We start from the raw sequence: 13931 nt of genomic DNA on the forward strand, positions 1-13931 counted from the left end.
GGCCTCCTCAGACGGTGGTGGGTCGGCCGCCGGGAACGGCGGTGGCGGGTCGGTCCTCGGCGGTGCTCTGGCCCGGGGCGGACCTGTCCCCGCTGGTGATGGCAAGGAACGCCTCCTCCAGCGACGTCGGTCTTACCTCCAGGTCGGTGAAGGCCGTTCCGGCCGTGACCAGCGCTCGGACCAGTTCGTCGGCGTCGGTGGTGAGCAGGTGCAGCCGGCCGTCGATCCGCTCGGTGCGCACCACCCCGGGCAGGTCGGGCAGGTGGTCGGCGACGAGGCTGACCCGGCGTACGCCGACGATGCCCCGCACCGCGTCCACCGTGTCGTCGGCGAGCACCCGGCCCTGCCCGATCACCACCACCCGGTGGGCCAGCGCCTCCACCTCCTCCAGGTAGTGGCTGCTCAGCAGCACGGTGCCGCCGTCCTCGTGGAACGCGCGGATCGCCTCCCACAGGGTGTGCCGGGCGGCCACGTCCAGGCCGGTGGTCGGCTCGTCGAGAAGCACCAACCGGGGTCGGCCGACGAACGCCAACGCCACCGCGAGTCGACGGCGCTGCCCCCCGGAGAGCCCACCGGTCTGCCGTCGGAGGAGGTCGCCCAGGCCGAACCGGTCGAGCAGTTCGCCGCGGGGCACGGGGTCCGGGTAGTGCGCGGAGACGAAGTCGACGACCTCGCCGACCCGCAGCGTGCCCGGCAGGCCGGTCTCCTGCGGGGTGACCCCGATCTGTCGCCGGCTCGCCGGGTCGCGGGGGTCGCCACCGAACAGTTCGACCCGCCCCGAGCTGGGGCGACGCAGGCCGACAAGCAGGTTCATCAGGGTGCTCTTGCCGGCGCCGTTCGGCCCGAGGAGGCCGACCAGCTCACCGGCCCGGACGTCGAGGTCGACGCGGTCGAGGGCGAGGACGTCGCCGTACCGGCGGCTGGCCTGGTCGGCGCGGGCGAGGGTCATGGCTGCTCCTTCGACGGACTGGGGTCGAGCAGGGCGCGGATCGTTTCGGTGTACTCCTCGAACGCCAGCCGGCCTCGTCGGCTGAGCCCGACCAGAGTTGCCGGGGTGCGTCCACGATGGGTCTTGGTGATCTCCACATAGCCGGCGTCCTCAAGCTTGCGCAGGTGCACCGAGAGGTTGCCGGCGGTCATCCCGAGCAGCTCCTGCAGACGGGGGAACGCGATCTTGTCGCCCACATTGAGAGCGGAGAGGCTGGCCACCACCCGCAGCCGGGCCTGGGCGTGGATGACCGGATCCAGTTCGGTCACGGCTGCTGTCGCTGTCGCTGTTGCCGCCGGGCGACCGCGCCGGCCACCAGCATTCCGCCGCCGCCGGCCACCGACACGGCAAGTGCGTGCCAGCCCGGCCCGGCGAACACGCCGGCAAGGTTGATCACACTGATCCAGACACCCAACCGGAACAGGTCCCGGTCCAGCCAGATCGCCCCGCCGGCCATGTGCAACGCGCCGGTCAGCCCGACGGCCGTCGCCGACCAGAGCAGCGCCGCCAGGTCGTGGGGCAGGTGTTCGGAGATCCGGCCGAGCCCCGCGTAGACGCTCACCGGGCCGAGGGCCCAGGCGCACCCATACCAGCGACCACGCCGCGCGGAGTCGCCGCTCACCTGGCCGTAGGCCCGGACGCTGGCCACCGCCTGGACCGTGGCTGCAGCCAGGAGCAGCGCGAAGAGGACGGTCAGCGGCAGCCAACTCGGCAGTCGGAGCAGCTCCTCCTCGCCCGGGGGGAACCGCAGGAAGAAGAGCCCGAAGCCGACCAGCCAGGCGATCCCCCACGGCCAGTAGAGCAGCCGGGCATCGGGATCGATTCGACGCGCTGTCGCGGACCGCTCGTCCTGGATGAGTCGGAGCGCGGCTGCGGCGTCGGTGGGCGGAAGGTCATCGTCTGGGTCCACGCAAACTACTTTACGGAACAAAGTCAAGGCGGGTTGCCCCGTCATCGCGGCCGGGTCACCGATTGCGGCGAGCAGTGCCTATGGTGGGAAGTCGTAGCGGCTGATCCGTCGCACAGGACACAGGGGAGGGTCCGTGTCGAGCCCGAGCAGAGAGCTGGAGGTCCAGCCGGAGGCGCTGACGGCGTTCGCCAAGGCGTCCACCGACCGGGCGGCGCGCTTTCGCGAGCTGCACCGCTCGTTCGGTGAAGGGCACGTGCCGCGACACGCGTTCGGGGTGATGCCGGCGTCGTTCAGCCTCGCGGCGGCGTACGCCGAGCAGTTCGAGGCATGCCTGCAGGGGCTGGCCGACGGCGCCGAGGTGATGGCGGACATCGCCGAAGGGCTCGACGACACCGCTGGCGCCTACACCGGCACCGACGTGGCCAACACCGACATGTTCGTGCCCGGCCGCCCGGCTGCTCCCGACGTCATCGCACCCGGCCCCCGGTCGCCGGGCACCTCGTCCCCCGGCGGCACGACCGGGCCGGTGCCGGCATGAGCACCGAGGCGTTGACGCGCAACAAGACCTACTTCGAGCAGATCGTGTCCGGCACTCCCGACCCGTTCAAGCCGCTGTCCAACGCGGTGCTCTGGCCCTTCGAGCAACTCCTCGAACTCGTCGCGGGCGAGCCGGACGACTTGATGCGCGCCGCTCAGCTCTGCCTCGACACCGGCGCGGCGGTCCGCGAGATCGCCGGTGAGCAGGTCCAGCACCGGGCCCGCCTCCGGGGAGCCTGGTCGGGCGACGCCGCCGAGAGCTTCCACGCCTCGATGGAGTCGGTGGAGGAGGCCATCGAGGAACTGGCGAAGGGGTTGGACGGCACCAAGGAGGTGCTCGTCGACGCCGCCAACGCCGCAGTCGACGCGTTCAACCTGCTGGTCGAGCTGATCCTCGAGTTCCTGCTCTGGTTCCTCACCGAGGTGATCATCGCGGCGGTGGCGGCGGCGCTGAGCGCCGGCATCTCCCTCGCGGCGACTGTGGTCCGGGTGCTGGCGCGGCTCGCTACCACCGTCGGAAGAATGGTCAAGATCGTCGCTCGGTTCGCCGAGATCCTGACGAAGCTGGCCACCAAGATGCAGAAGGTCGCCGAGCTGCTCATGAAGTACCGTCGCGCGGTCCTGGAGATCCGCAAGGCGAAGAAGGCGTACCGGGCGTGGAACAAGTCCGGATGGACGGCCGAGGCCAGGGCGTTCCAGATCGAGAAGTTCAAGACGCTCTTCCCGGGCAAGTTCCTGATCAACCAGGCGTCTCCGGTCAACATCCCCGGCCTGGGTGGCGCCCTTCTGGACACCGGCGTCGGCATGCACGACATCTCCGACGGAACGAAGGACCGCAACTACCTGGTGGACGGCACGTACCGCGAGGATCTGGGCCCCTACACCAAGGGCGTGCAGAATGTCTTCGACTCCATCCTGACCTGAGGGGACCGACATGACCTTTCCCGGTCTGGACCGCATCGAGGCGTTGGCCCGCAACCTGGACAGCTGGCAGCGCGAGCTGGCCGGCAAGATGACCGAGCTGGAAGACAGCAGCGCCGAGGGCATGAGCGACTCCGGCCTGGTCCGGGTCACCGCTGCGGCGGACGGCACGATCGTCTCGACCGAGGTGAACGCCCGGGCGATGCGCCTCGACTCGTACACCCTGGCCGAGGAGTTCACCGCCGCCGCCAAGCGCGCCCAGGAGGCAGCCGCCGCCCGGGTCCGCGAACTGGTCGGTGAGGTGATGGCCGACGCACCCGGCGGCGGTGGGGTGATGGCCGACGCACCCGGCGGCGGTGGGGTGATGGCCGACGCACCCGGCGGCGGTGGGGTGATGGCCGACGCGCCCGGCGGCAGCCGACCGGCCGCGAGCAGTCGACCCGCCGCCGGCAGCCAGCTGCCCGACGACCGTCCGGATTGGTACTGAGCCCGTGGCGGACAACAGCTACCAGGACCGATTGAGCCAGCTCGTCGAGCCGGGCGAACGTGTGCTCGCCATCGCGAAGACCGAGATCGCCCAGGGCGCCCGGCCGGCAGAGATGCCAGCTCCCGAGAGCCCGGAGTCGTCCGGCAGCGGTCGTGGTGGTGTCGTCTCCAGCGTGCTGCTCAACGTGATCTCGCCGCTGATCTCCTTCTCGGCGGGGGACCGGCTCGTCGACCACATCTTCTACGGAGTGGCCGGTCGGGGGCCTGCGGGTTCGGCCGCGTCCACCCTGCAACACTCCCGACGCCCGGTGCCCCCGGCGACCACTGTCGAGGACACCATCCTCGCCGTCACCGACCGACGGTTGCTGGTGTGCGCCTCCGGGCCGATGAAGCTCTGGTCCAGTCAGGCCGACGACGAGAGAGCGGCAGCCCAGACCCGGGTGGTCTGGTCCACGCCGCGTACCGCCGTGGCCAACGCATGGGTGGGCTGGCACCGGCTCAACCCCAAGCGACTCCGGATCAGGTTCGCCGACGGGTCCTGGTTGGCGTTCATCGTGCCGATCGCCGAGTCCGGCAAGCCGTTGCGCGACATCGCCGCAGCCCTCACCGACGGCTGATCCCCGCCCGGCGCACCGGCCCGCACCGGTTGCCCGCCTGGTCAGTGCTGCCCGCCTGTTTAGTGCCGCGTTGCGTGCTGCTCAGTGCTGCGCGGTGGTCAGAACCGCACAGTGGTCAGTGCTGCGCGCTGTTCACTGCTGCGCGGTCGACAGCGGCGCGGGCAGCGGCTCGTGGTGCAGCACCGCCAACCGGGACACCGCCCGGGTCAGCACCACGTACAGCCGGTGCAACCCGCGCGGTTCGGCCGCGACGATCGCGGCCGGCTCGACCACCACCACGTGGTCGTACTCCAGGCCCTTGACCAGCGTCGCGGGCACCACGGTGACCCGCTCCGCGGCCGCCACGTCGTCGGCGGTCGCGGTCTCGACACCAGCAGCGGCCAGCGCCGCGCGTAGCCCGTCGACAGCGTCGTCCGCCGCGATCACACCCACCGAGCCGTCGTGGTCGAGCGCCGCGCGCACCTCCGCCACCGTCGCAGCGGTCAGGTCGGTCACGGTACGCACGTCCAGACCGCCGTCGTGCCGCAGCGACTCGGCGGCGGGTACGTCCACCGCGAGCGCCGGGAGAAGCAGGTTCGCGAACGCGACCACCGCGGCGGGCACCCGGAAACCGATCGTCAACGGGACCACCACAGCGTCCGGCTTGCCCAGATGGGCAAGGGAGTCCTTCCAGTCCGTGGCCGCCCACGGTGCGGTGCCCTGGGCGAGGTCACCGAGGAGGGTGATCGAGCCGTGCTCACTGCGGCGGGCAATAGCCCGACACTGCATGGGAGAGAGGTCCTGCGCCTCGTCCACCACCACGTGCCCGAACCCGGAGGGCCGTTCGAGCAGCCCGGTCGCCTCGTCGATCAGCACCGTGTCGGCGGCGGTCCAGCGGGTCGCCTTCGGGGTCCGAGCCGGCTTCTCCCACCGGAGCAGAGCCTGCTCGGCGTCGTCGAGCAGCCCGTCCGCCGCGGCGGAAAGTCGTGCCGGGTCGGAGAGCAGGCCGTGCACCAGGCCTTCCGGGGTGAGCGCCGGCCACACGGCGTCCAGGAAGTCGGTGACCGGTCGGCAACGGCCCATCCGACGCAACCAGGCATCGCCCGGCGACTCGGCCCGGCGGGCCTCGGCCTGCCGTTGCAGCAGGCTCACCACCCGGGCCCGGACCCGTTCCCGGCCGGTGCTGTACGGCAGCCCCTCCCCGCGGGTCTCCTCGACGATCCGGTGCAACGGCTCCAACCCGATCCGCCACCGGAACGAACCGTCCGACACGGTGATCGACTCGGTCGGTGTACCGATCTGGGCCCGCACCGCGCGTTGCAGCACGCTCGCCATGCGTACGTCGTGCTTCAGCGCGGCGACCGCTGGCGCGTCGACCGCCCGCACCGGCACCCGCGAAATCAACTCCTCCACTGTGGCCTGCTCGACCTCGACCTCGCCGAGCGCCGGCAGCACCGCCGCGATGTACGACAGGAACGCCCGGTTCGGCCCGACGATCAGCACTCCCGCCCGCCGCAGCCGCTCCCGGTGCAGATAGAGCAGGTACGCGGCCCGGTGCAGCCCGACCGCCGTCTTCCCGGTGCCCGGCGCGCCCTGCACACAGATCGAGTCGGCCAGGTCGGCCCGAACCAGCTCGTCCTGCTCCGGCTGGATGGTGGCGACGATGTCCCGCATCGGCCCGACGCGCGGCCGCTCGATCTCGGCGGTGAGGATCCGACTGGTCGTACCGAGTTCCTCGCCCCGATCCAGCCGCTCATCCTCGAAGCTGGTCAGCACCCCGTTGCTGAACCCGAACCGCCGCCGAACCGCCACCCCCTGCGGATCCCGCGCGCTGGCTCGGTAGAACGACCGGGAGACCGGCGCCCGCCAGTCCAGCACCAACGGCTCGCCGCGCTCATCGGTGACGTGCCGACGCCCCACGTGGTACCGCCGACCGTCATGATCACCGCTGGTGCTGGTGCTGGTGCTGGTGCTGGTGCTGACGTCCGCTGAGCTGGCGACGGCGGTTGTGCTGGTGGTTGTCTGGCTAGCTGTGGTGTCGCTGGCGCTGTCGGTGGCCTCGGGACTCATCGTTCCCGCGAAGTCGAGGCGACCGAAGAAGAGTGGTGTGGTGGGGTCGTCCGCCAGTTCGGCCACCCGGCGGGCCAGGGTCCGGCCGAGCGTCTCGGCCGCGTAGGCATCGCCGGCAACCTGGTCGCCGCTGGCGAAGAGAGCCTCGGCCCGCTCCCGCATCCGGCGTAGCGCTGCCCGCGAGGTTGCGAGGTGAGCGCGTTCGGCGGACAGATCCGTGTCGAGGTGGGTGTCGAGGTCAAGTGCGGGCATGCTGACGTCCCATCGTTCACATCTGCTGCGCGCTCGCGTGTCCGGGGGCGGATGGCCGGCCTCCCGGCGCGAAGACGTCCGTTCCGGTGCAGCTCACCTCGGCCGTCAAGCGGCCTGCAACCCTACGCTCCCGCTGCGATTCCTTCCACTGAATTACCGACACGACCACCCATACGAGATGGCGTGTCGCCGGGTGCGGGGTGCGGGGTGCGGGGTGCCCGGTGCCCGGTGCCCGGTGCGGGGTGCGGTGGCGTGGGTGGTGCGCCTGGTCGTCGGGTGGGCTGCGCGTGCGCGGTTGTGGCGGGCGGCTGGCGGGCCTGCGGGGACGGGCCTGCGCGGGCGGGCACGGACACGGGCGGACACGGGCGGGCACGGGCGGGTGGGTCGGGTTCGGGCGGGCCTGCGGGCGGGCGGGGCCGCGCGGGCGCGGCGGCATGGGCGCGGAGGCAAGGGCTGCACGGGCGCGCGAGCGCGGGGTATGGGCGCGCCGGTGTGCTGGTGGTGTCGGGGGTCGGGGATCGGGGAGTGTGCCCGGTGCCCGGTGCCCGGTGCCCGGTGCCCGGTGCCCGGTGCCCGGTGCCCGGTGGCATGTTTGCCGGTATCAGCAGCGCCGGTGGTAGACGTTGCGTCGTGGCGTGCGCAGCGGGTCGAGCCAGCTGGGCGGGAGGAAGTCAGGTCGGCCGTCTGGTGCCATGCGGATCGTCCAGTCTCCGCGATGAACCAGCCGGTGGTGGTAGCCGCAGAGCAGCACAGCGTTGCCCAGTGCTGTCTCGCCACCGTCGACCCAGTGCCGCACGTGGTGACCATCGCACCACCGGGACGGCCGATCACAGCCAGGGAAGGCGCAACCGCCGTCGCGCAGCACCAGCGCGCGGCGCAACGGGCCGTTGAAGAGCCGACGCTGGCGTCCGACGTCCAGGACCTGACTGTTGCCGCCCAGCACCGCGGGCAGCACGCCCGCGTCACAGGCGAGACGCCGGATCGCGCCGGGGGTGAGAGGCTCTCCGGTCTCCAGGGCGCCGGCGCGTACGCCGTTGACCAACTCGTCCAACGAGACGGTCACCACGAGCTGCGGCCGGTCGCCACCGTTGTCAGGCAGCTCGCCGGTGCGTAGCGCGAGCCGGCAGACCTCGCCCAGTGCGTCGGCTCGCCGCTGACCGGGGCTGCGGTCGTCGTGCTCACCGGCCGGAGCGCAGAGCGGATCGATCGCCTCCCGCAGCAGGCTCGCGGTTTCGGTGTCGAGGTTGCCGCTGAGGCGTACCTCCCCGTTCTGCTGTTCGGAGAGCGTGACGTGCCGGCGGGCCTCGGCGCGCTCGGTGGCCCGCTTGAGGGCGGCCAGCTCAGCCTGGTCGGCCAGGTCCGGTGCGACATGCGTGAGGACGCGCTCCCCGAGCCGGCTCAGGACGGTCGGATCGAAGCGGTCGGCCCAGTCGACCAGCAGTTGAGTGGCCTTGTCCGCCACCTCCGGGCCGGCCTCCAGCGGAAGGGTGGCGATGGTTTCTGCCACCACCCGGCCCTGCTCGACGGACATCGCGCCGCTGAACATCGCGTCACGCACCGCCGGTGGCGCGGCGTCGATGGTGCTGGCGAGCTGGACCAGTTGGCGGGCGGAACGGCTGGTGAGGCGGAGTCGCTCCCGCAGCCAGATGGCGGTGGACGAGGCGCCCTGGGCGGTTGCCAGGCCACGGCTGTCCAATTCACGCACCAGGCCGAGCTGGACGGCGGCAAGCCGCTGGACCAACACATGCGCCGCGTCGAGAGACGCGACCAACTCGCTGTCGGAGAGCGCCCACAGTGACGCTTGGGCGCAGTCGTCGACGGCATCTCCTGCCTGCGCCAACGCCCTCAACATGACAACAGAATAGAACGTACGTACGACACTTTCGATCCGTGTTGATCAATGCCGGGCTAATGCATTGTCCGTCCGCCGTCCGCGCCGCGCACGCAGCCCAGGCCTCTGGCGAAGCTGGGCGCCAGCCGAAGGGGCCGAGGTTGGTCGAAGCGGGGATGTTGGCGGGTCGGGAGGCCGGCCGGGATCATGGGGTCATGACCGAAGCCCGCCCCGATTCGCGTCGGATGACGATCAGTGACCCGCAGGTGATGCGGGCGATGGCGCATCCGGCCCGGATCGCGATCATGGAGTACCTGAACAGCCGCGAGAGCGGCGGGACTGCCACCGAGTGCGCCGAGATCGTCGGGCTGTCGCCGAGCGCTACCAGTTATCACCTGCGGGCGTTGGCGAAGTTCGGTCTGGTCGAGCAGGCGCCGAGCCGTGGGGATGCGCGCGAACGGCTGTGGCGGGTGTCGAGTTCGAGTGTGTTGGTGGAGGCCGGTCGTGATGCCGGGCCTGAGGCGCGTGCGGCGGAGCAGGCGCTGGTGGAGGCGCATGCGGTCCGGGGCATGGAGCGGACCCGGGACTGGTTGCGGCGCGCCGGGGACGAGCCTGCGGAGTGGTACGACACGGCGCTGTTCACCGACACGTTGCTGCTGCTGACCGCCGAGGAGTTGAGCGGGTTGAACGACGCGGTCATGGCGCTGCTTCGGCCGTACCAGGCGCGGCGGCGTCAGGCCGACCCGCCGCCGGGGGCGCGTTCGGTCGCTGTGCAGTACCGGACGGTGCCGCTGGCGTAACACCCCTTGCGCGTTCCAGTTGTGAAGGATTATTTTCGAAGTATGTCCTTCACAACTGGTTCGTCGCGCTGGCCGGACGTCTGGCTCGCCGCTACCGCACGGGGCACCACGATCTGCGGAGACTTCCTCGCCGCCACCGCGCTCGCGCTGGCGTTGCAGGGTGCCGGTGCGGGAGGACTTGCCGTCTCGGGGCTCCTGCTCGCGGCCACACTGCCTCTGGTGGTGCTCGCCCCGCTCACCGGTCGGCTCGTCGACCGGGTGGACAGCCGCGCCCTGCTGGTGACCGTCGGCCTGGCGCAGGCGGTGATCTGCACGCTGCTCGCCGTCGCCGAGCATCCGATAGTGGTCGTGGGGCTCGTCGCGCTGCTCGCCTGCGGGCTCGCGGTGACCCAGCCCTGCCTGGCCGCGCTGTTGCCGGCGATGGTCCGCCCCGCTGACCTGCCACGGGCCAGTGCGATCAGTCAGAACGCCGTCTCCATCGGCGCGCTCGGCGGGCCGGTGCTGGCCGGCCTGCTGGTGGGGCAGTTCGGCACTCGCGTACCCCTGCTTCTCGATGCCGTGACCTACCTGGCGCTGGTGGTCGCGGGCCTGCTGCTAAAGACCCGGCGTGGCGGCCGCCAACCCGCCGCCGCAGCGCCGGGGTCCGCGCGCGGAGAAGACCACCGGGGTACGGACCTGGGCTGGCGGCTGCGCCGTGATCCGCTGATGCTGGTCATGGTGGTGAGCACCGCGGTGGTGATCGCGGCGATCGGCGGCATTAACGTGATCGAGGTCTTCTTCATCCGGGAGACGCTGCATGGTTCGGCGACCACCTACGGCCTGGTGGGCGCGGCCTGGATGGCCGGCATGCTGCCCGGCAGTTGGCTCGCCGCACGACTCGCCAGCCGGTTCGACGACGACGCGGCTCTCATCCGTGGGGTGTTGGCGAGCCTGGCCGTGTGCAGCCTGCTGGTGCTGCTCGCCGCAGGGGTGCCCACGGCTGGCCTGCTGGTGCCGCTCTGGCTGGTGGCCGGCGCGGCGAACGGCGGCGAGAACGTCTTCGCCAACCTACTCATCACCCGCCGGGTGCCGGAGGCGATGCGCGGTCGGGCGTACGCCAGCTACGGCGCTGCGGTGCAGGGCGGCTCGATGGCCGGCTATCTGGTCGGCGGTGTGCTGCTCACGGCTGTTTCGCCCCGCCCACTGATCGCCGGAGCGGGCCTGGCCGGTCTCCTGGTGGTGGTGGCCTTCGTGCCGGTCGTCGCCCGCGCGGTACGCCGGCCGTCGTCGGGCGAGGCCGACGGCCGACACCGCAGTGCGGGGTTGGCCACTCCGAGCCGGCCCGCCGAGCCGGAACCCGAGGCCGGGGATACGGTCGGGTCATGGCTGAGCGCATCGCACGCCCGCGGGTCGGGCACATCCAGTTCCTGAACTGCCTGCCGATCTACTGGGGTCTGATGCGCTCCGGTGCCCTGCTCGACGTCGACCTGCACAAGGATTCGCCGGACCGGCTGAGCGCGGCACTGGTCGCCGGTGACCTCGACATCGGCCCGATCACGCTGCTGGAGTACCTGAAGCACGCCGACGAGCTGCTGCTCCTGCCGGATCTTGCGGTGGGCAGTGACGGGCCGGTGCTCTCGGTCAACATGGTCTCCACCCGACCCCTGGGCGAGCTGGACGGCGCCCGGGTGGCGCTCGGCTCGACCTCGCGGACCGGGGTGATGACGGCGCAGCTGCTGCTCGCCGAGCAGTACGGCGTCCGACCCGACTACTTCCGCTGCCCGCCGGACCTGACCCAGATGCTGCTGGAGGCCGACGCCGCAGTGCTGATCGGGGACGTGGCGCTGCGGGCGTACTACGAGGCGCCGCAGCGGGGCCTCACCGTCACCGACCTCGGGCAGGCGTGGCGCGACTGGACCGGGCTGCCGATGGTCTTCGCGGTCTGGGCGGTCCGCCGCGACTTCGCCTCCGCCCACCCGGGCATGGTCAAGGAGGTGCACGAGGCGTTCCTGCGTTCTCGGGATCTCTGCCTGGCCGAGTTGGACCAGGTCGCCGAAGCGGCGGCCCGCTGGGAGACGTTCGACGCGGCGACGCTGGCCACGTACTTCCGGGCCCTGGACTTCTCCCTCGGTGAACGCCAGGTCGCCGGCCTGCGCGAGTGGGCCCGGCGGGCCACCGCGATCGGCGAGGCCCCGGCGCTACCGGACGGCGGCCCGGAGTTCTTCGCCGGCTGACCGACAAGCCGGGGCCGCGGGCGCGAGGGACCGGGACGCGAACCGCCCGACCAGCAGTCTGGTCGGGCGGCGCGACGGGAAGCGCGGCTCAGACGCCGGGGCGCAGCAACGCCTCGGTGATCTTCTCGCAGTTCTTCATGCCGTAGTCGTAGCCCAGGTCGATCGGGTACCTGACCATCACGCCCATCGTCCAGGTGTCGCCGATGGCCAGGCAATTGATGTGCATCTCCTGCTCCTTGGTCCGGTCGATCCACCCGTTCTTGATGGCGATCTGCTTCTGCTCGGCGGCCGGGAAGGCCTTGCGGATGCCGAAGTCACCGGCGCCGCGCACCAGCTTCATCTCGTTGAGCAGCCACTTGGTCCACTTCGGCCCGGCGGCGGTGCCGGTGGCTATGCAGTTGCCCAGTCGGGCGGTGTCCCGGGGGGAGAGTGCCGTCCGGGACCAGCCCTTGTCGGGGGCGACGCTGCTGTCGGTCAGCTTGCACATGGAGATCAGTCGCTTGATCGAGGCGTCCCGGCCGACCTGGTTGTAGAACTGCTCGGCCCGGGTGTTGTCGCTGTCGCGGATGATCCGCGTCGCGTCGGCGAGCTTCGCGTCGCTCGGCGTCTGCCCGGCGTCGGCCGTACGTCGCAGGTAGTCGGCGACGATCCAAGACTTGATCAACGAGGCGGTCGTGCTGGTCTCGCCCATGTTCTTGGAACCGATGATCTGCCCGGTCCGGCGGTCCAGCACGCTCCAGGAATACCAACCCTGGATGTCCAGGTCGAGGTTCTTGGCCACGAACGGCAGCGGCTCCAGCGAGGGGCTGGGGCTCGGTGAGGGTGGGGCCGGCTGGCGGGCGCTGCGGTCGGTGGCCGAACCCGTGGACCGGTCGCTGGTCGACGTGCCGGCGTCGCCCCACTTGGCGGCGGCGGCGGACTCGAACGGCGACCCGGGCAGCAGCCGCAGGGAGACCAGTACCAACCCGATCAGGATGACCGCGATCGCGACCAGCCGAAGCGGGGACGCGTCAGCGCCCTGGCGCCGACCGGACCGACGATTGCCGGCCATCAGAGCTTCCCGACAGGCTGCTGCGGCACCTTGAGCGCGGCACCGGGCTGCGGGGTGACCAACTGGGTGGCCACGCTCGCGCAGACCTTCGCCCCGTAGTCCAGACCGCTCCTGATCGGGTAACGCAGCATCACCGCGAGGCTCCACTTGTCGTTGACGGCCAGGCAGTTGACGTGCCAGTTTCCGTCGCCGTTGATCGGCGTCCAACCGTTCTTGATGCTGACCGGGCCCTGTGCGGTGATCGACTTGGGTAGGCCGTCGATGATCCCCCAGCGGCCACCGCCGTAGCTGGGCTGCTGGTCCTTCTTGGCGGTGGTGCCGCGGACCTTGCTCATCTGATCCAGCACCCACGTGGTCCACTTCGGGCCGGCGGCCTTGCCGTCGGCAATGCAGTCGCCGAGCCGGACAGCGTCGCGCGGCGACATCCGGGTGTAGCTCCAGTAGCCGGTGTAGGGCTCGACGTTGCCGCGCTTGGTGTCGGTCAGGCCGCAGATCTTGATCGCTCGCTGGATCACGGGGTCGGGGGTGCTGCTCTTCGACGGTTTGTACGATCCGCCCGCCGCGGCGTGGACCTTGTTGGCCGCGCCGTCGTTGCTGTCGATGATGGCGAGGCTGGCCGCCTGCTTCAGCGCGGCCGGCGGCTCCCGGTCCTTGAGCTGGCGCAGGTAGTCGGAGACGATCCACGCCTTGATCATCGATTCGGTGGAGCTGGTCGCGCTCATGTTCGACGATCCGGAGATCTTGCCGGTCTTCCGGTCGAGCAGCGCCCACGAGAAGAATTCGCCCTTGAAGCTCACCGACACCGGGCCGGCCGCCAGCGTGGGCGGCGGCGGTGGGGCGGGCGCGGGCGCAGCGACGGTCGAGGCGGCGCCGCCTCCGCCTCCGCTGCTGTCGCCGTCGGAGAGCCGGGCGTACGCGGCGGGGACCAGGAGGACGCCGCCGAGCAGGACCGCCGTTATGGCGAGCACCATGGTCACGCGAGATCGCATGAGTGGGTGAGCTCCAGGTGTCAGGGCCGGGGGGACCGGCTGTTGTCTGGGGATCGGCTGATCACCGAGGCCGGGGGAGGTGGCCTCTGTCGTTCGCGGCAATCGTCTGAAGCCGATCGGTGTGACGGCGAAAGTCTACGTCCGGTTGCCGGACCCGCCAGACCTCGACACTAGGCAACCTGCGATAAAGGCGGGATATGGGACCGCTATGCGCCTATTGCGGGGATTCATCTTTGTTCCGTGGCCTAAGTCACTGCGCGTTCAGCAGGCCGAGGTGACGTAAAGCG

General features: G+C 71.1%; 14 protein-coding genes. 7 read left to right on the forward strand and 7 right to left on the reverse strand.

Annotated elements, in window-relative coordinates; all coding sequences use genetic code 11:
* Positions 1 to 7 precede the first annotated feature (7 nt).
* Genes FHU34_RS29365 through FHU34_RS29375 form a run of 3 tightly spaced genes read right to left on the reverse strand, consistent with a single transcriptional unit; the run spans position 8 to position 1898 of the window.
* Positions 8 to 949, reverse strand: a complete 942-nt coding sequence (locus FHU34_RS29365; protein ID WP_145785897.1) for an ABC transporter ATP-binding protein — start codon at positions 947 to 949, stop codon at positions 8 to 10.
* On the reverse strand, positions 946 to 1257 hold the full coding sequence (locus tag FHU34_RS29370) for a transcriptional regulator (protein WP_145785898.1): 312 nt from the start codon (positions 1255 to 1257) through the stop codon (positions 946 to 948). Before FHU34_RS29370 ends, FHU34_RS29365 begins: the two co-directional genes overlap by 4 nt.
* A complete protein-coding gene (locus tag FHU34_RS29375) occupies positions 1254 to 1898 on the reverse strand; it encodes a transporter (RefSeq protein WP_145785899.1) in 645 nt (214 codons plus the stop codon). Before FHU34_RS29375 ends, FHU34_RS29370 begins: the two co-directional genes overlap by 4 nt.
* A 133-nt stretch (positions 1899 to 2031) precedes the next feature.
* Between FHU34_RS29375 and FHU34_RS29380 the strand changes: the two genes are divergently transcribed.
* Genes FHU34_RS29380 through FHU34_RS29395 form a run of 4 tightly spaced genes read left to right on the forward strand, consistent with a single transcriptional unit; the run spans position 2032 to position 4459 of the window.
* Positions 2032 to 2436: a WXG100 family type VII secretion target gene (locus FHU34_RS29380; RefSeq protein WP_145785900.1), complete on the forward strand. Its 405-nt coding sequence runs from the start codon at positions 2032 to 2034 to the stop codon at positions 2434 to 2436.
* A complete protein-coding gene (locus tag FHU34_RS29385) occupies positions 2433 to 3359 on the forward strand; it encodes a WXG100 family type VII secretion target (RefSeq protein WP_145785901.1) in 927 nt (308 codons plus the stop codon). The genes FHU34_RS29380 and FHU34_RS29385 overlap by 4 nt, the downstream gene beginning before the upstream one ends.
* Before the next feature lie 10 nt (positions 3360 to 3369).
* Positions 3370 to 3843 (forward strand): YbaB/EbfC family nucleoid-associated protein, encoded by a 474-nt coding sequence (locus tag FHU34_RS29390; RefSeq protein ID WP_145785902.1) that lies wholly within the window; start codon positions 3370 to 3372, stop codon positions 3841 to 3843.
* 4 nt (positions 3844 to 3847) lie between these two features.
* On the forward strand, positions 3848 to 4459 hold the full coding sequence (locus tag FHU34_RS29395) for a hypothetical protein (RefSeq protein ID WP_145785903.1): 612 nt from the start codon (positions 3848 to 3850) through the stop codon (positions 4457 to 4459).
* 132 nt (positions 4460 to 4591) lie between these two features.
* Here the strand turns inward: FHU34_RS29395 and FHU34_RS29400 are convergent, their stop codons facing one another.
* Positions 4592 to 6760 carry a HelD family protein gene (locus FHU34_RS29400; RefSeq protein ID WP_244312048.1) on the reverse strand — a complete coding sequence of 723 codons (2169 nt, stop codon included), beginning with the start codon at positions 6758 to 6760 and terminating at the stop codon, positions 4592 to 4594.
* 601 nt (positions 6761 to 7361) lie between these two features.
* A complete protein-coding gene (locus FHU34_RS29410; RefSeq protein ID WP_145785904.1) occupies positions 7362 to 8612 on the reverse strand; it encodes an HNH endonuclease signature motif containing protein in 1251 nt (416 codons plus the stop codon).
* A gap of 194 nt (positions 8613 to 8806) precedes the next feature.
* Between FHU34_RS29410 and FHU34_RS29415 the strand changes: the two genes are divergently transcribed.
* Genes FHU34_RS29415 through FHU34_RS29425 form a run of 3 tightly spaced genes read left to right on the forward strand, consistent with a single transcriptional unit; the run spans position 8807 to position 11604 of the window.
* On the forward strand, positions 8807 to 9391 hold the full coding sequence (locus FHU34_RS29415) for an ArsR/SmtB family transcription factor (protein ID WP_145785905.1): 585 nt from the start codon (positions 8807 to 8809) through the stop codon (positions 9389 to 9391).
* Between the two features lie 42 nt (positions 9392 to 9433).
* Positions 9434 to 10801, forward strand: coding sequence for an MFS transporter (locus FHU34_RS29420; protein ID WP_145785906.1), 1368 nt, complete (start codon positions 9434 to 9436; stop codon positions 10799 to 10801).
* A complete protein-coding gene (locus tag FHU34_RS29425; protein WP_145785907.1) occupies positions 10753 to 11604 on the forward strand; it encodes a menaquinone biosynthetic enzyme MqnA/MqnD family protein in 852 nt (283 codons plus the stop codon). The genes FHU34_RS29420 and FHU34_RS29425 overlap by 49 nt, the downstream gene beginning before the upstream one ends.
* An 88-nt stretch (positions 11605 to 11692) precedes the next feature.
* On the opposite strand, the gene FHU34_RS29430 is transcribed toward FHU34_RS29425, so the two are convergent.
* On the reverse strand, positions 11693 to 12655 hold the full coding sequence (locus tag FHU34_RS29430; protein ID WP_145785908.1) for a serine hydrolase: 963 nt from the start codon (positions 12653 to 12655) through the stop codon (positions 11693 to 11695).
* A complete protein-coding gene (locus FHU34_RS29435; RefSeq protein WP_145785909.1) occupies positions 12655 to 13644 on the reverse strand; it encodes a serine hydrolase in 990 nt (329 codons plus the stop codon). Before FHU34_RS29435 ends, FHU34_RS29430 begins: the two co-directional genes overlap by 1 nt.
* Positions 13645 to 13931 lie beyond the last annotated feature (287 nt).

Source organism: Micromonospora taraxaci, from assembly GCF_007830095.1.
GTDB lineage: Bacteria > Actinomycetota > Actinomycetes > Mycobacteriales > Micromonosporaceae > Micromonospora > Micromonospora taraxaci.

Bases quoted from the DNA above. Each gene is read 5' to 3' on its own strand.
- FHU34_RS29415 (WP_145785905.1), top strand. From the start codon at position 8,807: ATGACCGAAGCCCGCCCCGATTCGCGTCGGATGACGATCAGTGACCCG.
- FHU34_RS29410 (WP_145785904.1), bottom strand. From the start codon at position 8,612: ATGTTGAGGGCGTTGGCGCAGGCAGGAGATGCCGTCGACGACTGCGCC.
- FHU34_RS29420 (WP_145785906.1), top strand. From the start codon at position 9,434: ATGTCCTTCACAACTGGTTCGTCGCGCTGGCCGGACGTCTGGCTCGCC.
- FHU34_RS29400 (WP_244312048.1), bottom strand. From the start codon at position 6,760: ATGCCCGCACTTGACCTCGACACCCACCTCGACACGGATCTGTCCGCC.
- FHU34_RS29385 (WP_145785901.1), top strand. From the start codon at position 2,433: ATGAGCACCGAGGCGTTGACGCGCAACAAGACCTACTTCGAGCAGATC.
- FHU34_RS29365 (WP_145785897.1), bottom strand. From the start codon at position 949: ATGACCCTCGCCCGCGCCGACCAGGCCAGCCGCCGGTACGGCGACGTC.
- FHU34_RS29435 (WP_145785909.1), bottom strand. From the start codon at position 13,644: ATGCGATCTCGCGTGACCATGGTGCTCGCCATAACGGCGGTCCTGCTC.
- FHU34_RS29430 (WP_145785908.1), bottom strand. From the start codon at position 12,655: ATGGCCGGCAATCGTCGGTCCGGTCGGCGCCAGGGCGCTGACGCGTCC.
- FHU34_RS29390 (WP_145785902.1), top strand. From the start codon at position 3,370: ATGACCTTTCCCGGTCTGGACCGCATCGAGGCGTTGGCCCGCAACCTG.
- FHU34_RS29425 (WP_145785907.1), top strand. From the start codon at position 10,753: ATGGCTGAGCGCATCGCACGCCCGCGGGTCGGGCACATCCAGTTCCTG.